At 69.8% G+C, this 20,592-nt stretch carries 19 protein-coding genes; 14 read left to right on the plus strand and 5 right to left on the minus strand.

Annotated features, from left to right (window positions below; all coding sequences use genetic code 11):
- Positions 1-4 precede the first annotated feature (4 nt).
- The 4 genes from EEJ31_RS05245 (at position 5) to EEJ31_RS05260 (ending at position 4,246) form a co-directional block, all read left to right on the plus strand.
- Entirely contained in the window at positions 5-616 is a 612-nt protein-coding gene (locus EEJ31_RS05245) for an orotate phosphoribosyltransferase (protein ID WP_158603907.1), read from the plus strand.
- A complete protein-coding gene (locus EEJ31_RS05250) occupies positions 613-1,851 on the plus strand; it encodes a Zn-dependent hydrolase (protein ID WP_123045246.1) in 1,239 nt (412 codons plus the stop codon). Before EEJ31_RS05245 ends, EEJ31_RS05250 begins: the two co-directional genes overlap by 4 nt.
- 9 nt (positions 1,852-1,860) lie before the next feature.
- Complete coding sequence (locus EEJ31_RS05255) at positions 1,861-2,811, plus strand: ornithine cyclodeaminase family protein (RefSeq protein ID WP_123045247.1); 951 nt, start codon at positions 1,861-1,863, stop codon at positions 2,809-2,811.
- A gap of 178 nt (positions 2,812-2,989) precedes the next feature.
- Positions 2,990-4,246: an ABC transporter substrate-binding protein gene (locus EEJ31_RS05260; protein ID WP_233563741.1), complete on the plus strand. Its 1,257-nt coding sequence runs from the start codon at positions 2,990-2,992 to the stop codon at positions 4,244-4,246.
- Position 4,247: 1 nt separating this feature from the next.
- Here EEJ31_RS05260 and EEJ31_RS05265 read toward each other — a convergent pair whose 3' ends face one another.
- Positions 4,248-4,478, minus strand: a complete 231-nt coding sequence (locus EEJ31_RS05265; protein WP_123045249.1) for a DUF3072 domain-containing protein — start codon at positions 4,476-4,478, stop codon at positions 4,248-4,250.
- Between the two features lie 157 nt (positions 4,479-4,635).
- Here EEJ31_RS05265 and guaB point away from each other — a divergent pair, with 157 nt between their 5' ends.
- Positions 4,636-6,138 (plus strand): IMP dehydrogenase, encoded by a 1,503-nt coding sequence (gene guaB / locus EEJ31_RS05270; RefSeq protein WP_123045250.1) that lies wholly within the window; start codon positions 4,636-4,638, stop codon positions 6,136-6,138.
- 108 nt (positions 6,139-6,246) lie between these two features.
- Here guaB and EEJ31_RS05275 read toward each other — a convergent pair whose 3' ends face one another.
- Positions 6,247-7,404 carry a MalY/PatB family protein gene (locus EEJ31_RS05275; protein WP_123045251.1) on the minus strand — a complete coding sequence of 386 codons (1,158 nt, stop codon included), beginning with the start codon at positions 7,402-7,404 and terminating at the stop codon, positions 6,247-6,249.
- A 262-nt stretch (positions 7,405-7,666) separates the two neighbouring features.
- Here EEJ31_RS05275 and EEJ31_RS05280 point away from each other — a divergent pair, with 262 nt between their 5' ends.
- The gene (locus tag EEJ31_RS05280; protein WP_123045252.1) at positions 7,667-8,785 is read left to right on the plus strand and encodes a GuaB3 family IMP dehydrogenase-related protein; all 1,119 of its coding nucleotides are present in this window, start codon (positions 7,667-7,669) and stop codon (positions 8,783-8,785) included.
- 44 nt (positions 8,786-8,829) lie between these two features.
- Positions 8,830-10,560, plus strand: coding sequence for a glycerol-3-phosphate dehydrogenase/oxidase (locus tag EEJ31_RS05285; RefSeq protein ID WP_123045253.1), 1,731 nt, complete (start codon positions 8,830-8,832; stop codon positions 10,558-10,560).
- 112 nt (positions 10,561-10,672) lie between these two features.
- Here the strand turns inward: EEJ31_RS05285 and EEJ31_RS05290 are convergent, their stop codons facing one another.
- Positions 10,673-11,641: a hypothetical protein gene (locus EEJ31_RS05290; RefSeq protein WP_148040133.1), complete on the minus strand. Its 969-nt coding sequence runs from the start codon at positions 11,639-11,641 to the stop codon at positions 10,673-10,675.
- Between the two features lie 252 nt (positions 11,642-11,893).
- Here EEJ31_RS05290 and EEJ31_RS05300 point away from each other — a divergent pair, with 252 nt between their 5' ends.
- The 5 genes from EEJ31_RS05300 to guaA are packed head-to-tail and all read left to right on the plus strand — an operon-like array spanning position 11,894 to position 16,648.
- The gene (locus EEJ31_RS05300; RefSeq protein WP_233563742.1) at positions 11,894-12,388 is read left to right on the plus strand and encodes a cation:proton antiporter regulatory subunit; all 495 of its coding nucleotides are present in this window, start codon (positions 11,894-11,896) and stop codon (positions 12,386-12,388) included.
- A 2-nt stretch (positions 12,389-12,390) separates the two neighbouring features.
- Positions 12,391-13,749: a cation:proton antiporter gene (locus EEJ31_RS05305; protein ID WP_123045257.1), complete on the plus strand. Its 1,359-nt coding sequence runs from the start codon at positions 12,391-12,393 to the stop codon at positions 13,747-13,749.
- 5 nt (positions 13,750-13,754) lie between these two features.
- Positions 13,755-14,537: an SURF1 family protein gene (locus EEJ31_RS05310; RefSeq protein ID WP_233563750.1), complete on the plus strand. Its 783-nt coding sequence runs from the start codon at positions 13,755-13,757 to the stop codon at positions 14,535-14,537.
- 9 nt (positions 14,538-14,546) lie between these two features.
- Positions 14,547-14,999: a DUF3817 domain-containing protein gene (locus EEJ31_RS05315; RefSeq protein WP_123045258.1), complete on the plus strand. Its 453-nt coding sequence runs from the start codon at positions 14,547-14,549 to the stop codon at positions 14,997-14,999.
- Positions 14,996-16,648 (plus strand): glutamine-hydrolyzing GMP synthase, encoded by a 1,653-nt coding sequence (guaA, locus tag EEJ31_RS05320; protein WP_123045259.1) that lies wholly within the window; start codon positions 14,996-14,998, stop codon positions 16,646-16,648. The genes EEJ31_RS05315 and guaA overlap by 4 nt, the downstream gene beginning before the upstream one ends.
- Before the next feature lie 9 nt (positions 16,649-16,657).
- On the opposite strand, the gene EEJ31_RS05325 is transcribed toward guaA, so the two are convergent.
- The gene (locus EEJ31_RS05325; protein WP_123045260.1) at positions 16,658-17,338 is read right to left on the minus strand and encodes a response regulator transcription factor; all 681 of its coding nucleotides are present in this window, start codon (positions 17,336-17,338) and stop codon (positions 16,658-16,660) included.
- On the minus strand, positions 17,335-18,480 hold the full coding sequence (locus tag EEJ31_RS05330) for a sensor histidine kinase (protein WP_123045261.1): 1,146 nt from the start codon (positions 18,478-18,480) through the stop codon (positions 17,335-17,337). Before EEJ31_RS05330 ends, EEJ31_RS05325 begins: the two co-directional genes overlap by 4 nt.
- A 156-nt stretch (positions 18,481-18,636) precedes the next feature.
- Between EEJ31_RS05330 and phoU the strand changes: the two genes are divergently transcribed.
- Together phoU and pstS are read left to right on the plus strand one after the other, a co-directional pair.
- A complete protein-coding gene (phoU, locus tag EEJ31_RS05335) occupies positions 18,637-19,293 on the plus strand; it encodes a phosphate signaling complex protein PhoU (protein WP_123045262.1) in 657 nt (218 codons plus the stop codon).
- Positions 19,294-19,427: 134 nt separating this feature from the next.
- On the plus strand, positions 19,428-20,519 hold the full coding sequence (gene pstS, locus EEJ31_RS05340; protein WP_123045263.1) for a phosphate ABC transporter substrate-binding protein PstS: 1,092 nt from the start codon (positions 19,428-19,430) through the stop codon (positions 20,517-20,519).
- Positions 20,520-20,592: the final 73 nt, after the last annotated feature.

Here is a 20,592-nt window from a genome sequence, read left to right on the forward strand (position 1 = left end):
ACACATGGCCGATCCAGCCAACGAGGTGTCGGTGAGCAAGGAACTCAAGTTCTACGACGAGAACCGGGTGCGGCTGAGCGACGTCGAGACGCTCGCCGAACTGCAGCAGGACATCCTCCGTGCCTCCTTCCAACGCGGTGCCGTACAGCTCGAGAGCGGCGTCGAGCAGCCCTATTTCTTCGAGAAGTACCTCATGGTCGCCCGGCCGACGATCCTGCGGCGCATCGCGCGATTCCTCGCGGCCCGCATTCCGGCCGGCACCGACCGGGTGGCCGCGCCGACGCTCGGCGCCGTCGCGATCGGCACCGCCGTGTCGCTCGAGAGTGGGTTGCCGCTCGCCATCGTGCGCAGCGGACAGGGCGACAAACGGCGCGGCCGAGCGGTCGAGGGCGGACTGCATCCGGGTGAGATCGTCGTCCTGATCGAAGACGTCGTCGTCACGGGACAACGCGCCCTGCGTGCCGTCGAGGAGCTCCGCGCCGCCGGCGTGGAGGTGGGCCTCGTCGTCAGCGTCGTCGACTGCGACCGTGGCGCCGCAGCCGAGTTCGCCAAGGCGGGCCTCGACTACGATCCGCTGTTCCGCTCATCAGTGCTGCTACCAGAGGGAGTCTCATGACCCGCGCCGATGCCGGCCGAATCGCCGCCCACCTGGAGGAACTGTCGCGGATCGGCGACGACCCACGCGGCGGCTTCTCGCGGCTGGTCTACACCGAGCCCGAACGACGGGCGCACGCCGCATTCCGAGGCTGGCTCGACGGATACGGGCTGCAGACCTCGACCGACTCGGTGGGGAACTCGTTCGGGGTGCTGCCCGGAAGTGAGGACCTGCCGTACCTGATGAGCGGCTCGCACCTCGACTCCGTCTACCAGGGCGGCAACTTCGACGGCGCAGCCGGCGTCGTCGCCGCCGTCGAGATCGCCCGCATCCTCGCCGAGGACGGGGGCCTGCGGCATCCGTTCCGGGTCGTCGCGTTCGCCGGCGAGGAGGGGGCCCGCTTCGGCGCCCCGTGCATCGGCAGCCGGCTGATGACAGGCGCGTTCTCCGAGGACACGCTCAGGCAACTGACCGACAGGGACGACGTAACGGCGTGGGATGCCGCCCGCAGCGTCGGCCTGAAACCGGAGGCCACGCACCTAGCCCGGTGGGACCCGGCCGCCGTGGCCTGCTTCGTTGAGATCCATATCGAGCAGGGTCGCGTTCTCGAGGCCAGGGACCGCCAGCTCGGTGTGGTGCACACGATCGGCGGCAGCACGCGCGTCGAGCTGACCTTCGAGGGGCGCGCGGACCATTCCGGCGCGACCCCCATGTGGCTGCGGCGCGACGCGCTCGCCGCGGCCGGCGAGTTCATCGGCGCGGTCGAGCGCCGGGCGCAGCGCCACGCGACGACCGTCGCCACCGTCGGCACCCTCGAGGTGCAGCCGGGGTCGCTCACGACGGTGCCCGGCCGCGTCGTGCTCGGCCTCGACGTGCGCGACATCGACTCCGAGCGTCAACGCGAGCTGACCGAGACCCTCCTCGACGACGCGCTGCGGATCGCGTCGGGCCGGGAAATCCAGGTGACCGCCCGGCAGCTGTCGGACCAATCGCCCGTCGTGCTGCACGGCAGCGTGCAGAACGTCCTCGCGGCCGCGGCGACACGGCAGGAACTCTCGTTCATCAGCATGGCGAGCGGGGCCAGCCACGACTCGGCCCACATCGCCAAGCAGGTGCCCACGGGGATGGTGTTCGTGCCGTGCCGGGAGGGGATCAGCCACGCCCCCGAGGAGCACGCCGAGCCCGAACACCTCGCTCAGGCGGTGGACGTCGTCGTCGACGCGTTCCGCGCCATCGACGCGGGCGCGTCGGTCTGAGGTGGCACGGTGACCGTCTACCTCGACGACGAATTCGTCGGCACACACCTCACCACGGCGGACGCTTTCGACTGCGTCGAACGCTCGTTCCGGCTCCTGGCCGACGGCTCGGCGACGAACGCTCCCCGTCGCCGGTCCCAATCCGGCACGGCGATCCTGAACGTGATGTGGGCCCTCGCCCCGACCGAGGGCGTGATGGGCGTGAAGTCCTATCCGGTCGTGCGCACCGACGTCACCCAGGGCGCCGTGCTGACCCTGCTGCTGTACTCGATGGAGACCGGAGAGCTCCTGTCGATGATGAAGGCGGACCGGCTCGGCCAGATCCGCACCGGCGCGGCGACGGCCGTCGCCACGGTCGCGATGGCAAGGCCCGAGTCGGAGGCCCTGACGATCTTCGGCACCGGCTACCAGGCCGAGAGCCAGGTGCGCTCGCTCGTAGGCGCCATGCCGCACCTTCGAACGGTGCGGGTCGTCGGGCGGAGCGTGGCGAAGCGCGACGCGTTCATCGAGAGGATGAGCGCCGAGCTCGACCTGGAGGTCGTCGCGGGCGAGCCGGAGGCCGCGGCATCCGTTGCCGACATCATCGTCACCGCGACCGGTTCGTCTGAGCCGGTGCTGCACGGCGCCTGGCTGCGCCCCGGCACCCATGTGAACGCGGTGGGCTCGAACGTGCTCACCAAGCGCGAGATCGACCGGGACGTGCTCGAGCGCGCCTCGCTCATCCTCGTCGACGACCGGGAGGTCGCCCGCGCGGACTGCGGCGACTTCGCCGCCAACGACTGGGACGTCGACTCGGCCGGGACGGTCGGCCAGCTGCTGACCGGGCGGATCCCCGGTCGCGGCTCGGCGGAGGACATCACGGTGTTCGAGTCGCAGGGGCTCGCCCTGCAGGACGTCGTCTGCGGGGCGCTGCTGATGTCGCGGGCGCGCGAGCGGGGGCTGGGCCTGCCGATCATCTGAACGCATGCGCCGCGCCCGGCGCGCCTCCGCCGCCCCGAACCCCAGCAGGCTCACCCCGCATCGTGCTACGATCCTGCGCGTCGCTATGACCCGGGCGGCACGGCTCTCTCCCGGATCGCGGCGGATCGAAGCGGATCCCAGCGGAAGGGGCGCCATGAGGGGGCACAGCAGGGGGCCCGTGAGCGGGCGCTCCCGGCCCGTGTGCGGCGTGCTGCTGGTCGTGGCGCTGGCTGCGGGGCTCAGCGGATGCTCCCGCGGTGACGCCGCAACGGCCCCGGTCACGTCTCCGGCCCCCGGCGACCTCCTGCTGAACATCGGCACCATCCTTCCCGAGACCGGGACGCTCGCCGCCCTCGGGCCCCCACAGGTCGCGGGCGTCGACCTCGCCGTGCAGGACATCAACAACGCCGCCGCTGGCCTGTTCACCACAGTGGAGCACACCGACTCCGGGGACGCGGGCGACGGGGTCGCCGCCGAATCGGCCAGCGCCCTGATCGCCGACCACGTCTCCGCCGTCATCGGCGCGGTCTCGAACGACGTGTCCCGGGCGATCGTCGAACCGCTCGCCGCCGCCGGAGTCGTGCAGGTCTCGGCGTCGAACACGGCCACGGACTTCTCCACCGTCCCCGACCACGGCTACTACTGGCGCACCGCTCCGTCCAACCTGCTACAGGGCCGCGCGCTCGCCAACCAGATCGCAGCCGACGGGGGCACACGCGTATCGATCCTGTACATGAAGGGCGAGTACGGGCTCCTCCTCGACTCGGCCATCACGACGGGCCTTCGGGCCCGCGGCGTGGACGTGGTCGGCGAACAGGCGTTCAAACCGGGAGTGAAAGACGTCACCGAACTGGTGCGCGCCGCCCTGGCGCCGAAGCCCGACGCGCTCGTCGTGGTGTCGTTCACCGAGATCGAGCCGATCGCGAAGCAACTGGCCGCGTCAGGCTTCGACTTCAACACCCTCTACGGGGTGGATGGGAACTACGGGGTGGTCGACAAGCACGAACACGACGTCGACATCGCCGGCGCCCGGTTCACCTACCCGGGCGTCATCCCCGACGAGACGTTCCAGGCGCGGCTGCAGGACCTGGCCGCCTCGCAGGGATCAACCGAGCTGACGATCTTCAGCTACGCGGCCGAAGCATACGATGCGACCACGCTCGTAGCGCTCGCCGCCCTGCAGGGTGGCGCCACCGATGGCACCACCATCCGCGACAACCTCCGCGGCGTCTCGCAAGGCGGCACCGCCTGCACCGGCTTCGCCTCGTGTGCCGCCCTCGTGAAAGACGGCGCGGACATCGACTACCAGGGCGTTTCCGGCCCCGTGGACTTCGACGCCAACGGCGACATCACGGCCGGGCGCCTCCCGGTCTACCGGTACGCAACCGGCAATCTCGCGCAGTTTCTCGACGAGGTGGCCGCGACCACCCGCTGAGTCACTCGCCCCGGCCGGTCTTCTTCTGCAGGCGATCGATCTCCTCCGACGCCTGCGCCTTCGTGAGGTCGGCGGAGATCTCCTCCCCGGCCTCGCGCGCGAGGGTGTCGAGGTAGCTTCGCTGGGCGCCCGTCATCGGCTCATCGCCGGTCGTCCACTGCTCGGGGTCCTTCGACGCGCTGTTGTCGGGGTCGTCGCCCCGGGAACCCAGTGTTTCTGTGCCGTCAGCCATGCCTTCACGCTACGCGCGGTGCGCGGTCGACGAAAGGCCGCCGATCGGGGCGCGGCCCGTGGGAATGAGGCACAGGTTCGATCGCTTAACATTGGGTATCCCAGCGATTTTCCTCGCACCGCGATCTTGAGCGCCGGCCGGCGCATGAAGGGGAGACATGGATCAGCCAGATCCGTTCGGCTTCACCGGACTCACCTATGACGATGTGCTGCTCCTCCCGGGCCACACCGACGTCATCCCGAGCGAAGCGGACACCGTCTCGCGCCTCACCCGCCGCATCAGCGTCGCCACCCCGCTGCTCTCCAGCGCGATGGACACCGTGACCGAGACCCGCATGGCCATCGCCATGGCCCGCCAGGGCGGCCTCGGGGTGCTGCACCGCAACCTCTCCATCGGCGACCAGGCCGAGCAGGTCGACATCGTCAAGCGCAGCGAGTCCGGGATGATCACGAACCCGGTGACGATCTCTCCCGACGCCACGGTCGGTGAAGTCGATGCTCTCTGCCGCCAGTTCCGCGTCAGCGGGCTGCCTGTCGTCGACAACGACGGCATCCTCGTGGGCATCATCACCAACCGTGACATGCGCTTCGTCTCCGAGACCGACAAGCACACCATGCGGGTGCGGGAGGCCATGACGAAGGCGCCGCTGATCACCGGCAAAGTCGGCATGGCGCCGACGGATGCCGTGGCCATCTTCGCGAAGCACAAGATCGAGAAGCTCCCGCTCGTCGACGATGCCGGGCGCCTCACGGGACTCATCACCGTGAAGGACTTCGACAAGTCCGAGGAACACCCCAACGCGACCAAGGACGACGGCGGCCGGCTCCGTGTCGGCGCTGCGATCGGCTTCTTCGGTGACGCGTGGCAGCGCGCCACCGCGCTGCTCGAGGCGGGCGTGGACGTGCTCGTGGTCGACACCGCGAACGGCGACAGCGCCGGCGTGCTCGACATCATCCGCCGCCTGAAGAAAGACCCGGCGTTCGCCGGCGTCGACGTCATCGGCGGCAACGTGGCCACCCGCTCCGGCGCCCAGGCGCTCGTCGAGGCCGGGGCCGACGCGATCAAGGTGGGCGTTGGCCCGGGCTCGATCTGCACGACCCGCATCGTCGCCGGGGTCGGCGTGCCTCAGATCACCGCCGTCTACGAGGCGTCCCTTGCCGCGCGCGAGGCCGGCATCCCGGTCATCGCCGACGGCGGTCTGCAGTACTCGGGTGACATCGCCAAGGCGATCGTCGCCGGTGCCGACACCGTCATGCTCGGGTCGCTCCTGGCCGGATGCGACGAGAGCCCGGGAGAGCTCGTGTTCGTCAACGGCAAGCAGTTCAAGACCTACCGCGGCATGGGCTCGCTCGGCGCGCTGCAGACCCGCGGCAGCAAGACGTCGTACTCGAAGGACCGCTACTTCCAGTCGGACGTGCCGTCCGACGACAAGCTCATCCCCGAGGGCATCGAGGGCCAGGTTCCGTACCGCGGCCCCGTCGCGGCGGTCGTCTACCAGCTCATCGGCGGCCTCCGGCAGTCCATGTTCTACGTGGGCGCGCGCACCATGAAGGACCTCAAGCAGAACGGCAAGTTCGTGCGCATCACGCCCGCCGGGCTCAAGGAATCGCACCCGCACGACGTGCAGATCGTGGTCGAGGCGCCCAACTACAAGCGCTGACCCCCACCCCGCTGCCCCCTGGCCCCTACCCCCTACCGCGGGTGCGGAGTTTCTGCCGCGTGCTGCGCGGTTGAGGCGACGAAAAGCGCGCACTCGCGGGCGGAGGCGTCAGCGGGCGGCGGCGAGGCGGGTGACCGCCTCGGTGAGCACCTCGGGCGAGCAGCCGAAGTTGAGGCGGGCGAAGCCGCGGCCGACGCTGCCGAAGGCGGGACCGGGACTCAAGGCGACCTTTGCACGCGCCTCGGCCACAACGGACGGGTCGTCGCCCCAGCCCAGGGCCCGGAGGTCGAGCCAGGCCAGGTAGCTCGCGTGCGGTTGCGCGTAGCCCACGTCGGGGAGCCGATCCCGCAGCAGCTCGGAAAGGAACGCCCGGTTGCGCTGCAGCGCGGCGACGACCTCGTCGAGCCATGGCGCGCCCTGCTCGTACGCGGCGATGTTCGCGATGAGGCCGAACTGGCTGCTGCGGAGGGCGACCTCCTCCGGCAGTGTCGTGATGCGCTCGCGCATCCGCTCGGACGCCGTGACCATGAGCGCGCACTTGAGCCCGGCGAGGTTCCAGCCCTTGCTCGCCGAGGTGACGCAGATGCCGCGCTCCGCCGCCCCGGGAACCGACAGGTAGGGCGTGAAGTGCCCGTCGCTGTGGGTGAGCGGCGCGTGCACCTCGTCGCTCACGACTGTCACGTCGTAGCGGGCGGCGAGCTCGACGACGGCCGTGAGGTCTTCCGCGCTGTGCGGATGCCCGAGCGGGTTGTGCGGGTTGCAGAGCAGGTAGGCGCGTGCCCCGGCGGCGAACGCGGCCTCCAGCCCGGGCAGGTCGAGCGACCAGCCACCGGCATCCGTTGTGTGCCCGGTGGTTTCTGAGCGGACAAGGGGCACCTCGACGACGACGCCGCCGGCCTCGGGAACCAGGTCGAAGAACGGCGGGTAGATGGGCGGATTGATCACGACGCCGTCGCCGGGGGAGATGACCTGCCGCAGGCTCTCGACGATCGCCACGCTTACATCCGTGGTGCTTGCCACCTGGCCCGGATCGACGCTCCAGCCCCACCGCGCCGACGCGAAGGCCGCGAACGCCTCGCCGAGGCGCCGGGACGGGAAGGCGTAGCCGGTGTCGGAGCGGTCGATCGCGTCATGCAGGGCGCGCGCGATCGGCTCGGCGAGCGGGAAGTCGAGCTCGGCGATGAACAACGGCAGGACGTCGTCGGGGTAGGCGCGCCACTTGATGCTGGTGCGGGTGCGGAGACGGTCGAGCGGCTGCGTGTCCATGCCTTTCATCGTGCCGCATCCGCCGCGGCGGGTCGAGTGCCCCCGCCCCGGCGCCCGATCGCCCCAGGCCCTGCTCCGAATTCAGCGCCGCTCGGCGTGTCGGCGGGGGCAGTGCCGCGGGTGGGGCAGCGACACACTCCGTTCCTGAATAACGCTCGGGTGCCAGGGGGGAAGGTGGCGAACGGATGCCGCTGACGGGCTAGGAGAGGGAGGCGGAGGGCGCGCTGAAGGGGCGTCGGCGCCTGCACCTAGACTGGTGGGCATGGAGATTGAGATCGGCCGCTCCAAGCGCGCCCGCCGCGTGTACGCCTTCGACGACATCGCGATCGTCCCCAGCCGTCGCACCCGGGACCCGGAGGACGTGTCGGTCTCCTGGACCATCGACGCCTACCAGTTCGAGGTCCCGTTCCTCGCCGCACCCATGGACTCGGTCGTCTCGCCGACGACAGCCATCATGATGGGCAAGCTCGGCGGGCTCGGGGTGCTCGACCTCGAAGGCCTGTGGACGCGCTACGAGAACCCGGAGCCGCAGCTCGCCGAGATCCGCGGGCTGCCCGACGCCCAGGCGACGGCCCGCATGCAAGAGCTCTACGCCGCCCCGATCCAGCCCGAGCTCGTCACCGCGCGCCTGGCCGAGATCCGCGCCGCCGGCGTCACCGTCGCCGGCGCGCTGTCGCCGCAGCGCACCCAGGAGCTCTACGAGACGGTCGTCGCGGCCGGCGTCGACCTGTTCGTCATCCGCGGCACCACCGTGTCGGCCGAGCACGTCTCCAAGAACCAGGAGCCGCTGAACCTCAAGAAGTTCATCTACGAGCTCGACGTTCCGGTGATCGTCGGCGGCGCGGCCACGTACACCGCCGCCCTGCACCTCATGCGCACCGGCGCGGCCGGCGTGCTCGTGGGCTTCGGCGGCGGCGCCGCGTCGACGACCCGCAAGTCGCTCGGCATCCACGCCCCCATGGCCACCGCGGTGGCGGATGTCGCGGGCGCGCGCCGGGACTACATGGACGAGTCCGGCGGTCGGTACGTGCATGTCATCGCCGACGGCGGCCTCGGCAGCTCCGGCGACATCGTGAAGGCGATCGCCTGCGGCGCCGACGCCGTGATGCTCGGCACGACGCTGGCCCGCGCAACGGATGCCCCGGGCGGCGGGTACCACTGGGGTGCCGAGGCGCACCACTCGCAGCTGCCGCGCGGCGCGCGCGTCGAGGTCGGCAGCGTCGCCCCGCTTGAGGAGATCCTCTACGGCCCGTCCCCGGTCGCCGACGGGACCGCCAACCTGGTCGGCGCCCTCCGCCGGTCGATGGCGACCACCGGCTACTCGGATCTGAAGGAATTCCAGCGGGTGGAAGTGGTTGTTGCGCCGTACCGGACCAACTAGTTAGCTTCATATCAGGACATCACATCCTCGAGATGGGAGTGGGCATGAGCAGCATCAACGCAGACGTACGGTCCGGCAAGCTGGGGCCGGAGGAGCGCAAGGCGGCCATCTCCCAGCTCAAGGAGCAGGAACTCGACATCCTCGTCGTCGGCGGCGGCATCGTCGGCGCGGGCGCCGCGCTCGACGCCGTCACCCGCGGGCTGAACGTCGGGATCCTGGAGGCCCGGGACTGGGCCTCCGGAACCTCCAGCCGCTCCTCGAAACTCGTGCACGGCGGCATCCGCTACCTGGAACAACTCGATTTCCGCCTGGTGCGCGAGGCCCTCATCGAACGCGGCCTGCTGCTGCAGCGCCTCGCCCCGCACCTCGTGAAGCCCGTGCGGTTCCTCTACCCGCTGAAGAAGCGCATCTTCGAACGGTTCTACATCGGCGCCGGCATGCTGCTGTACGACATCTTCTCCTACACCGGCGGCCGCCCGCCCGGGGTGCCGCACCACCGGCATCTATCCAAGCACCAGGTGCAGCGGCTCATCCCCAGCCTCGCGAACGATGCGTTCGTGGGTGGCATCACCTACTACGACGCGCAGGTCGACGACGCGCGCTACGTCGCCTCCCTCGTGCGCACCGCCGCCTCGTACGGCGCCTACGCCGCGAGCCGGGTGCGCGTCGAGGGGTTCATCAAGGTGGGGGAGCGGGTCGTGGGCGTCAAGGCGCACGACCTGCAAACCGACGAGCACTTCGAGGTGCGTGCCAAGCAGGTCGTGAACGCGACCGGCGTGTGGACCGACGACACCCAGCGGATGGTGGGGGAGCGCGGCACCTTCAAGGTGCGCGCCTCTAAGGGCATCCACCTGGTGGTGCCGCGCGACCGGTTCCAGTCGGCGATGGGGCTGCTGCTCCGCACCGAAAAGAGCGTGCTGTTCGTGATCCCGTGGGGCCGGCACTGGCTGGTCGGCACCACCGACACCGACTGGCACCTGGACAAGGCGCACCCCGCGGCGACCGCTGCCGACATCGACTACCTGCTCGAGCACGTCAACTCGGTGCTCGCCGTGCCGCTCACCCGGGAAGACGTCGAGGGCGTGTACGCGGGGCTCCGCCCGCTGCTCGCCGGCGAGTCGGAGCAGACCTCCAAGCTGTCGCGGGAGCACTTGGTCGGCCACTCCGTGCCGGGTCTCGTGGTGATCGCCGGTGGCAAGTGGACCACGTACCGCGTGATGGCGAAGGATGCGATCGACGCGGCCGTCGACGCCCTCGACGGCAAGATCCCCGCGTCGACCACCGAGGACATCCCGATCCTCGGCGCCGAGGGATACCAGGCGGCCTGGAACAAGCGCAGCAAGACCGCGGCGATGGTCGGCCTGCACCGGGTGCGCATCGAACACCTGCTGAACCGGTACGGCACCATGACCGACGACCTGCTGGAGCTGATCCGCGAGGACCGGTCGCTGGCCGAGCCGCTGCCGGGCGCGGACGACTACCTGGGGGCAGAAGTGGTGTACGCCGCCAGCCACGAGGGCGCCATGCACCTCGAGGACGTGCTCGCGCGTCGCACCCGCATCTCGATCGAGGCCTGGGACCGCGGCGTCTCCGCGGCTCCCGTCGCCGCGAAGCTTATGGCCCGGGTGCTCGGCTGGGACGCCGAGCGTGAGGAGCACGAGGTGGCGGTGTACCTCAAGCGTGTCGCCGCGGAACGCGCGTCGCAGCAGGAGCCCGACGACGAGTCGGCCGATCGGGTGCGCCTGGAGGCCCCCGACATCGTCACGTCCTCCTAGCCGGCGCCGCCCCTGACCACATTTCCCGGCTCTGACCACGTTTCGGCGAGCCGCGCCCGCTCCAGCGGCAGCGTTTCGCTGAAACGTGGTCACGGCGCAGTGGGTGCCGTCGTCACGCGGCCCTCGGAACGCCGTTTCGCGCCAGGAAGCCGCCGAGGATCGGCAGCGCGATCGCTGTACTCCATCCCCAGCGGCAGACCATCGGCCCGCACGCGCGCAGCCGGTCCTCGCGCTCCTTTTCATCCATCATCACCTGTGCCGTGGTGCGCCCCTGGGTGAACTCCTCACGCACGTACTTGCCGAAGCCGTCGAATTCGCCGATCCGATTGATGCTCCGCCAGAAGAAATCGACGTAGCCGATGAGGCCGCGTGCGTCGAAGAAAGGCACCTGCAGTTCCGGCAGCTGGAAGCCCAGCAGGAACATGTTCGCCCGGCTGACCGATTCGCCCGGTGAGCCGGCCAGATGTGTCGCGAACTCCACCGCTCGCCGAGCCGCGGCGCAGCCAGGTCGGCGTCCCAGCCGCGCGAGCTCACCCTCCAGCTGAGGTCGGGCGGTGAGGGGCTGACCGACCCTCGGCACGTGCATGGCCGCATCGAGCACGGCAACGGCTTCGGCAAACGGGAGGACGCGGGCGAGCGCGACCGCTGTGGCCGCCACGGAGGCCACGAGCACCCCGTCACGTTGCACCACGTCCAGGGGCGCCTGCTGCGGGTGGCGGCTCACTCCGGAACTGGAGCGACCACCGAGGGCCGCTTCCGTCGCCACATGGATGTTGGTCGGCCAGGTGTTGAAGGACGGCAAACCCCACACCGCCGCCGCCGAGAAGTGGGAGAAGACGGGCTGCTCGTCGGCGGCCGCCGCATGCGCGCGCACCGCCAGCAACCGCCTGGCACCCGGCGAGAGCAGCTGCCACTCGGCGGCCGCCACGTACGCGCCGCGTCGCAAGCGGATGACATTCCCGCGCTCCATCTCGGTCCTCAATTCGCGTTCGAGGCAGACCCGTCGCGCCTCCCTGGCGAGGATCAAGCCGCTTGCGCCGGCAAGGGTGCGGAGAACATCGAGTGCTGTGGTCGTCTGCATGCCCACGAGGTTCCCCCTGGGGTCGGGCTTCCAGCGCAAGCGGACGGAAAACGTGCGTGAATCGGGCGACGAGCGCCCTGTGGAGGACAGAATCCGTGGCCCACGCTACCTGAGCGGCCTGGCGCTACCGCTCGAGCGGGTGCGGTCCGCCGAAACGGGCGCGCTCAGACGGCTCCGGTAGACTGGGGAGACTTCCCTCAGCACCCAGGAGTCTTAGCAATGGTTGACGTTCGGCGGGTCAAACTCCCCGGTGTGGGGGTTCTCCACACGTTCGTGACGGATGACGGCGGCAAAGTTGGCGTGATCGCCCACCGCTCCGGGCACAGCGACCTCATCACCTTCGCCGACGACGAGGGCGGCCCCGACGCCAACAAGGTGTCGCTGCGGCTGAACGAAGACGAGGCGCACACGCTGGCCGAGCTGCTCGGCGGCACCCAGATCACCGAGTCGCTCACCGCCCTCGACCAGATCCCGGGCCTCTCCATCGACTGGTTCAGCGTGGACTACGAGGACCACATCGCCGGCCAGCCGCTCGGCAACCCCGCCGAGCGCGGCATCGCCGGCCTCACGGTCGTCGCGGTCGTGCGCGGGGAGTCCGCGAACCCCGCCCCCGCACCCGACTTCAAGGTGTTCCCCGGCGACACACTCGTCGTCGCCGGCTCCCCGGAGAAGGTGGCGAAGGCCTTCTCGTTCTTCCGAACCGGTGAAGTGAAGGCGAAGCCGGTCGACGCGCCGCCCGGGGGATAACAATGCAGCCCGGCGAAGACCTCATCACCCTAGGAATCCTGCTGGTCGTCGCCTACGTCGGCGGCCGAATCGGCAAGCTCATCGGGCTCCCGTCCATCCCGATCTACATGATCGTCGGGCTACTCGCGAGCCCGCACACCGGCTGGTTCCCGCTCAACTTCGAAGCAGCCGACATCGAGCTAATCGCGATCTTCGGCCTCATCCTGCTGCTGTTCAGCCTCGGTCTCGAGTTCGACCAGGAGGCCTTCTTCGGCGACGCCACGAAGCTCCTGGTCTCGGGCGGCTCCTATGTGTTGCTCAACATGGGCATCGGATTCGCTTTCGGCATCATGGTGGGCTGGGGAACCCGGGAAGCCCTCGTCATCGCCGGCATGACGGGAACGTCCTCCAGCGCGATCATCACCAAGCTGCTCATCGAGCTGCGCCGCCTCGCCAACACCGAGACCCCCATGATCCTGGGAGTCACGGTCGTCGGCGACATCTTCATCGCGATCTACCTCGCCATCGTGTCGGTGGTGCTGAGCGGAAAGACCGAGGTCTGGCCGATCGTGCTGCAGTTGTCGATCGCGTTCCTCTTTCTCGTCGTCATGTTCGCCGTCGCGCGCTGGGGCGCCCGCTGGGTGTCCCGTGTCATGCGCACCAAGGACGACGAGCTCTTCACCATCCTCTTCTTCGGCCTCGCCGTGCTGTTCGCGGGCGTGGGCGAGATCATCGGGGTCACCGACGCCATCGGAGCGTTCCTCGTCGGAGTGGTCCTCGGAGCGAGCACCTACCGCGGGCGGATCGAACGCGTCGCCGTGCCGTTGCGCGACATCTTCGCGGCCTTCTTCTTCCTCAACTTCGGCCTCGCCCTGAATGCGGGGGAGTTCGGCTCGGTCGGCGTCATCGTGCTGATCGCCGTGGTGATGACCTTCGCGCTCAACCTCCTCTCCGGCATCCTCCTGGCCCTGATCAACAAGATGGGCGTCGTCGGCGGCATCAACGCCGCCGGCATCCTGGTGAACCGCGGCGAGTTCACCCTGATCCTCGCCACGCTGTCGGTCGGCGCCGGCCTCGACCACCGGCTCCAGCCGTTCGCCGGCCTCTACGTGCTCGTGATGGCCATCCTCGGGCCCCTCTTCGCGGCAAACTCCGAGCGGATCGGCGCCTCGCTCCGCAGGCGCAAGCGCCCCGCGGCCACCCCGCGCGCACCTCGCGACCCGATGCTCGACGAGGAGATCAACCTCGTCGACGCGATCGACACGACACCGTCGGCCACGCCCTCGCGCGAGGAGGCCACTCGCGTGGCCATGCGGCGCATGACCGAGCAAGCGGGCTCACGTCCCGCTGAGCCCGAAGAACGGACCAGCGACTACTCGTGATCCGCATGATGTTGCGCCCGCGCTGGGTGCTCGCGCTCCTCCTCGCCCTGGCCATCGCGGCCGGGTTCGCCCTGCTCGGCCAGTGGCAGCTCGAGCGCGCCCTCGCCTCCGGTGCCGTGGTCGAGCGCCAGACGGAGCACGTCGTGCCGCTCTCGACTGTGCTCGCCCCCGGCAACGATGTCCACGACACGGCCATCGGGCAGAAGGTGACCGTGACCGGCCGGTATGTTCCGGGCGATGAGCAGCTCGTGCAGGGCCGCGTCAACCACGGCGACGAGGGCTTCTGGGTGGTCAGTCACCTCGTGACCGACACCGCGAGCATCCCCGTCGCCCGTGGCTGGGCCAAGGAGCGGGCCGACGCCGAGGCCGCCATGGCGACCCTCGAGGCGGATGCCGCGGCATCCGTCACCGTGACCGGCCGCTTCCTCCCCAGCGAAGCACCCGTCGTGCCGGCCGACGGCGCGGACCCGCACAGCATGAGCACCCTCTCGGTCGCCGCGCTCATCAACCTGTGGACGCCCACCGGCAGCCCCGACGTCTACCTCGGCTATGTCGTCGCCGATTCCGCCCCGGCGGGCCTCGAGACGATTTCTTCCCCGCCGCCCGAGGAACCGTTCACGCTCAACTGGCTGAACATCTTCTACGCGGCCGAGTGGGCGGTGTTCGCCGGGTTCGCCGTCTTCCTCTGGTACCGGCTCGTGAAGGACGCACTCGAGCGCGAGGAAGAGGAAGTGGCACTGCGCGAGGGACAACGCTCCCCGGCTTCGGCACCCCCGCCGGGCACGTAAACTTGAGGCATGCCCCTCGAACCCAAATCCGCCGATCTTCCGCGCATCCCCGGCGCGCTCCGGCTGTACCAGGTCGCGTCGATCATCACCGGTGTGCTCCTGCTGCTGCTCTGCGCGGAGATGGTGATCAAGTACGGCTTCCACCACGAACTCGAGCTCGGTGGACCCGCCGGCTTCCTGGCGTTCGTGCCGAACGACACCGTCACGGCGGTCAACCTCAGCACCGGCATCCTGATCGCCCACGGCTGGTTCTACGTGCTCTACCTGTTCAGTGACTTCCGGCTGTGGAGCCTGATGCGCTGGCCGTTCTCCCGCTTCATTCTCATCGCGCTGGGCGGCGTGATCCCGACCCTGTCGTTCTTCGTCGAGGCGCGTATCGCCCGCGAGGTCAGGGCTTACCTGGCCGCCCGCGAGCAGACAGAATCGGCAGCGGATGCCCCGGCGACGGGAGCACTGCGATGAGCACCGACGCGGTCACCGGAACGGACTCACTCGGCGTCGACCAGACCACCGGCGACCCGGCCGCCCAGCCCGCGGGTGACGAGCTCACGCAGCGCCCGGTGCTGGTGGTGGACTTCGGCGCGCAATACGCGCAGCTGATCGCCCGGCGGGTGCGCGAGGCATCCGTCTACTCGGAGATCGTGCCGTTCTCGGTCACGGCCGCCGAGATCGCCGCGAAGAACCCCGTCGGCATCGTGCTCTCCGGCGGACCGTCCAGCGTCTACGAGGAGGGCGCCCCGCAGCTCGACGCCGGCATCTTCGACCTCGGCGTGCCCGTTCTCGGCATCTGCTACGGCTTCCAGGTGATGGCCAGCACCCTCGGCGGGCAGGTGGCCCGCACGGGCGCCCGCGAGTACGGCTCGACCCCGGTGTCGGTGACGGATGCCGGCAACGCGCTGCTCTCCGGCCAGCCGGCCGACCAGACGGTGTGGATGAGCCACGGCGACTCGGTGGCGCAGGCGCCGGACGGCTTCACCGTCCTGGCCTCCACCTCCTCCACCCCCGTGGCCGCCTTCGCCAACGACGAGCGCCGCCTCTACGGCGTGCAGTGGCACCCGGAGGTCAAGCACTCCGAGCACGGCCAGCACGTGCTGGAGAACTTCCTGCACCGCGCCGCCGGCATCCCCGCCGACTGGAACAGCGGCAACGTGATCGCCGACCAGGTGGAGCGCATCCGCGCCCAGGTGGGCGACGGCAGGGTCATCTGCGGGCTGTCCGGCGGTGTCGACTCCGCCGTGGCGGCCGCGCTCGTGCACAAGGCCGTCGGCGACCAGCTCGTCTGCGTCTTCGTCGACCACGGCCTGCTCCGCCAGGACGAGCGCAGGCAGGTCGAAGAGGACTACGTGAAGGCCACGGGTGTGCGCCTGGTCACGATCGACGCCCGCGCGCAGTTCCTCGACGCGCTCGCCGGTGTCAGCGACCCGGAGCAGAAGCGCAAGATCATCGGGCGGGAGTTCATCCGCAGCTTCGAGCAGGCGGCCGCCGACCTGGTGCTCGAGGCGAAGTCCGAGGGCGGAGAGATCCGCTTCCTCGTGCAGGGCACCCTCTACCCCGACGTCGTCGAGTCCGGCGGCGGCAGCGGCACCGCCAACATCAAGAGCCACCACAACGTCGGCGGCCTGCCCGAAGACCTGCAGTTCGAACTCGTCGAGCCGCTACGCACCCTGTTCAAAGACGAGGTGCGCGCCATCGGCTCCCAGCTGGGCCTTCCCGAGGAGATCGTGCAGCGACAGCCGTTCCCCGGACCCGGCCTCGGCATCCGCATCGTCGGCGAGATCACGCAGGACCGCCTCGACCTGCTGCGCCAGGCCGACGCGATCGTGCGCGAGGAGCTCTCCGCCGCGGGCCTCGACCGCGACATCTGGCAGTGCCCGGTGGTGCTCCTGGCCGACGTACGTTCGGTGGGCGTGCAGGGCGACAGCCGCACCTACGGCCACCCCATCGTGCTGCGCCCGGTCTCGTCCGAAGACGCCATGACGGCGGACTGGACGCGGCTGCCCTACGACCTGCTGGCGAAGATCTCGAACCGCATCACCAACGAGGTCGCCGAGGTCAACCGTGTGGTGCTCGACGTCACGTCGAAGCCGCCGGGAACCATCGAGTGGGAGTGACGCCCGGGCTCACTGGTTGAGCCGGTAGCCGACGCCGCGCACGGTCACCAGCAGGGCCGGCCGGGCCGGGTCGGCTTCGATGCGTGAGCGGATGCGCTTGATGTGCACGTCAAGCGTCTTGGTGTCGCCGACGTAGTCGCTTCCCCAGACCCGGTCGATCAGCTGTGCGCGCGTGAGCACCCGCCCGGGGTTGCGCAGCAGGAACTCGAGAAGCTCGAACTCCTTGAGCGGCATGCTGACCTCCGTGCCGCGCACGGTCACCGTATGGCTCTCGACATCCATGCGCACCGGGCCGACCTCAAGGATCCCCGCGTCGACGGACTCGGCATCGCCCCGCCGGCGCAGCACCGCCCGGATGCGTGCCAGCAGTTCCCGGCTCGAGTACGGCTTGGTCACATAGTCGTCGGCGCCGAGTTCCAGCCCGACCACGATGTCGATCTCCGAGTCCTTCGCGGTGAGCATGATGATCGGCGTGGACGTGCGCGTGCGGAGCTCACGGCACACCTCGGTGCCGGGGATGCCGGGCAGCATGAGGTCGAGCAGCACGAGGTCCGGGCGCATCCGGTCGAATTCGGCCAGGCCGCGGGCGCCGTCGGCGGCGACGGTCACGTCGTACCCTTCGCGGCCGAGGAGGAAGGCGAGGGGGTCGCTGATCGCGGCCTCGTCCTCGATCAACAGGATGGTGCTCATGCGTCGCTCCCTGCCGTGGCTGGTTCGGCTTCGGGCAGCCTGATGGTGAACGTGGACCCGTGGCCGGGGCTCGACCACGCCCGCACGTCGCCGCCGTGGTTCTGCACGGCGTGCTTGACAATGGAGAGCCCGAGGCCTGTTCCACCCGTGCTCCGTGACCGGGCGTCGTCGACGCGGAAGAACCGTTCGAAGACGCGGTCCAGGTCGGCCGCGGGGATGCCCTCACCCTGGTCGGTCACCGTGATCTCCACCACGCCCTCCACGCGGCGCACCCCGATGCCGACCTGCGACCCGCCCGGCGAGTAACGCACCGCGTTGGAGACGAGGTTGTCCACGGCGGCGACCAGCAGCCGCTCGTCGCCGTAGACGAAGGCCTTCTTGCCGCCGCGCGCGACGATCTCGATCCGGTTTGCGTCGGCGAGCACCTGGTTGCGCTCGACCGCCGCGGCCACCACATCGCGCACCCCGACGAGCCGTGCCGTCGTGACCGAGCCGGTCGCCTGCAGCCGGGAGAGCTCGATGATGTCGCGTGTGATGCGGCTCAGCCGTTCCGACTCCGCCGTGAGCTGTTCCGCGAAACGTCGCACCTGCTCCGGTTCGTCCGAGGCGCTCTCCAGGGCCTCGGCGAGGAGGCCGATGGCGCTGATCGGCGTCTTCAGCTCATGGCTGACGTTGGCCAGGAAGTCCCGGCGCACCTCTTCCAGCCGGTGCGACTCGGTGTGGTCCTCCGCGACGAGCAGGATGTCGCGCCGCCCGACGCGGGACACCGTGACGCGCAGGTGGAGCTGCGTGTCACCGAACGGCCCCCGGGCCAAGTCGAGGTCCGTCGTCACCGGTTCCCCGCTCCCGCGCACGCCGTCGACGAGGTCCCGCAGCTGTGCGTGCACGAGGGCGTCGTTCCGCACCAACCCCATCGACAGCGCCGCGGGAGACGCCTTCCGCACGGTGTTCGACGGGTCGATCACCACGGCAGCGGATGCCAGCGCCTCCAGCACCTGCGCGACGCCGGGAGGGAGGACATTTCCCGCGAGCCGGGCCGCTTCCGACCCGCGCTCGGCGGCAACGTGCACGAGGACGACGACCACCGCGCCGACGAAGAGCCCCAGCGCCAGCGGCAGCAGCACCAACCACAGGGAATCCATAGCCCCAGAGTACTGAGCATGCGGCAGGCGCTCGCACCGCTGGTCGCGGTTTCGCCCAGAGTTCAGGCCCACGACACCAGCCGTTAACCTTCGCCCGGAATCATGAGGCACACGGCGGTTCACATCCGCTCTGCCCCCACCAGGAAGGACCACGCCATGCGTGACGTATTTCAGCAGGAGCTGCGCGAGGTGCAGGACCGGCTCGTCGAGATCGCCGAACTCGTGGTCATCTCGATCGAGAACGCCACGACGGCGTTCAACGAATCCGACGTGCGACTGGCCGACGAGGTCATTGCCGACGACGACCGCATCGACACGCTCGCACTCGCGCTCGACGAACTCGCCATCGAGATCCTGGCCCGGCAGCAGCCGGTGGCTCGCGACCTGAGGATCGTTGTCAGCACCCTGCGCATCAGCGCCTCCCTCGAGCGGATGGGCGACCTCGCCGAGCACATCGCCCAGCTGGCCCGCTACCGGTTCCCCGAGAAGGTCGTGCCGGCGAGCCTGCGCCCGACGTTCACCGAGATGGGCCGGCTCGACGTCGAGATCGCCCGCAAGCTGGCGGACCTGCTCCGCACCCAGGACGTGGACCTGGCCGAGGCCATCCGCACCGAGGACGACCGCGTCGACGAGTTGCACGCCGGGGTCTTCGCCGAGGTACTCGGCGCGAGCTGGAAGGGCGAGGCATCCGACACCGTCGACGCCACCCTCGCCAGCCGCTACCACGAGCGCTTCGCCGACCACGCCGTCTCCATCGCGAAGAAGGTGCGCTACCTGGCCACCGGCGATTGGTCATCCTCCGACGGAGCGTGATTGTCGTGCGCTGTTCACCGTCCGTTCACCCCGACGTGGGATGCCGGCCAGACACCGTGAATAGCGTCGTTGCCGGTGGAGGTCCCCACGGACACCACCGCATCACTTGCCCACGATCCCTGAAAGGGAGACTTGTGAATCACAAGCGTTACAGTGCCCCGCTCGCCATCCTCGCCCTCGGTGCCATCGCGCTCACCGGATGCGCGGCCAACGAGAGCGGAACGCCCGCCGGCGACTCCACCACGGCCGGCCTGTCCGGCACGCTCAACGGCATCGGTTCCTCCGCGCAGGGGACGGCGCAGACGGTGTGGGCGGCAGGATTCCAGACCGCGAACCCCGACGTCACCGTCAACTACGACCCCCAGGGATCGGGCGCCGGTCGCACGAGCTTCATCTCCGGGGCCGCGGACTTCGCCGGCTCGGACGCGGCACTCTCCGACGAGGAACTGGCGAAGACCTTCGCCGGCTGCGCGGCCGACAGCGGCGCGCTCGACCTGCCGGTCTACATCTCGCCGATCGCCATCGCCTACAACGTCGACGGCGTCGACGAGCTGAAGCTCGACGCACCGACCATCGCCGGGATCTTCAAGGGCACCATCACCACCTGGAACGACCCCGCCATCACGGCGCAGAACCCGGACGCCGCCCTCCCGGACGCGCGGATTACCGTCGTCCACCGGTCGGACGACTCCGGCACCACGCAGAACTTCACCGAATACCTGAGCGCCACCGCCCCGGCCGTCTGGGACGCCGCGCCTTCCCAGACCTACCCCTACAAGGTCGGAGACGCCGCGAAGGGAACCTCCGGGGTCGCCGACGCGACGCGCAACGGCAGCAACTCGATCACCTATATCGACGAGTCCGGCGCATCGGGCCTGTCGATCGCCCAGGTGAAGGTCGGTGACGAGTACGTCACGCTGAGCCCGGAAGGCGCCGCAGCGGTCGTCGCGGCGTCGCCGCTGGTCGAAGGCCGCGAGGCGAACGACCTCGCGGTCGCGATCGACCGCACCAACACCGAGAAGGGCGCCTGGCCGCTCGTGCTGGTCAGCTACCTGATCACCTGCGCCGACTACGAGGATGCCGCGAAGGCCGAGCTCGTGAAGGCTTACGCCGGTCACATCGTGAGCGACGAGAGCCAGGCCGCGGCGGCCAAGGAGGCCGGTTCGGCGCCGCTCGCGGCGGACCTGGCAAACACCGTGCGCACCGCCATCGACAGCATCAAGTAGCCCACGGACGGGCCGTGGCGCACCCGCCCACGGCCCGGCTCCTGATCAGCGGAAAGAGCAGTAGTGACGACGA

The sequence above is a fragment of the Cryobacterium tepidiphilum genome, assembly GCF_003716325.1.
GTDB lineage: Bacteria > Actinomycetota > Actinomycetes > Actinomycetales > Microbacteriaceae > Cryobacterium > Cryobacterium tepidiphilum.

What these genes read in the sequence shown, in the direction of transcription:
- EEJ31_RS05325 (WP_123045260.1), bottom strand. Translation starts at nt 17,338, where the DNA reads ATGAGCACCATCCTGTTGATCGAGGACGAGGCCGCGATCAGCGACCCC.
- EEJ31_RS05275 (WP_123045251.1), bottom strand. Translation starts at nt 7,404, where the DNA reads ATGGACACGCAGCCGCTCGACCGTCTCCGCACCCGCACCAGCATCAAG.
- EEJ31_RS05330 (WP_123045261.1), bottom strand. Translation starts at nt 18,480, where the DNA reads ATGGATTCCCTGTGGTTGGTGCTGCTGCCGCTGGCGCTGGGGCTCTTC.
- EEJ31_RS05280 (WP_123045252.1), top strand. Translation starts at nt 7,667, where the DNA reads ATGGAGATTGAGATCGGCCGCTCCAAGCGCGCCCGCCGCGTGTACGCC.
- EEJ31_RS05290 (WP_148040133.1), bottom strand. Translation starts at nt 11,641, where the DNA reads ATGCAGACGACCACAGCACTCGATGTTCTCCGCACCCTTGCCGGCGCA.
- guaA (WP_123045259.1), top strand. Translation starts at nt 14,996, where the DNA reads ATGAGCACCGACGCGGTCACCGGAACGGACTCACTCGGCGTCGACCAG.
- EEJ31_RS05250 (WP_123045246.1), top strand. Translation starts at nt 613, where the DNA reads ATGACCCGCGCCGATGCCGGCCGAATCGCCGCCCACCTGGAGGAACTG.
- EEJ31_RS05310 (WP_233563750.1), top strand. Translation starts at nt 13,755, where the DNA reads ATGATGTTGCGCCCGCGCTGGGTGCTCGCGCTCCTCCTCGCCCTGGCC.
- phoU (WP_123045262.1), top strand. Translation starts at nt 18,637, where the DNA reads ATGCGTGACGTATTTCAGCAGGAGCTGCGCGAGGTGCAGGACCGGCTC.
- EEJ31_RS05305 (WP_123045257.1), top strand. Translation starts at nt 12,391, where the DNA reads ATGCAGCCCGGCGAAGACCTCATCACCCTAGGAATCCTGCTGGTCGTC.
- EEJ31_RS05315 (WP_123045258.1), top strand. Translation starts at nt 14,547, where the DNA reads ATGCCCCTCGAACCCAAATCCGCCGATCTTCCGCGCATCCCCGGCGCG.
- guaB (WP_123045250.1), top strand. Translation starts at nt 4,636, where the DNA reads ATGGATCAGCCAGATCCGTTCGGCTTCACCGGACTCACCTATGACGAT.
- EEJ31_RS05265 (WP_123045249.1), bottom strand. Translation starts at nt 4,478, where the DNA reads ATGGCTGACGGCACAGAAACACTGGGTTCCCGGGGCGACGACCCCGAC.
- EEJ31_RS05245 (WP_158603907.1), top strand. Translation starts at nt 5, where the DNA reads ATGGCCGATCCAGCCAACGAGGTGTCGGTGAGCAAGGAACTCAAGTTC.
- EEJ31_RS05285 (WP_123045253.1), top strand. Translation starts at nt 8,830, where the DNA reads ATGAGCAGCATCAACGCAGACGTACGGTCCGGCAAGCTGGGGCCGGAG.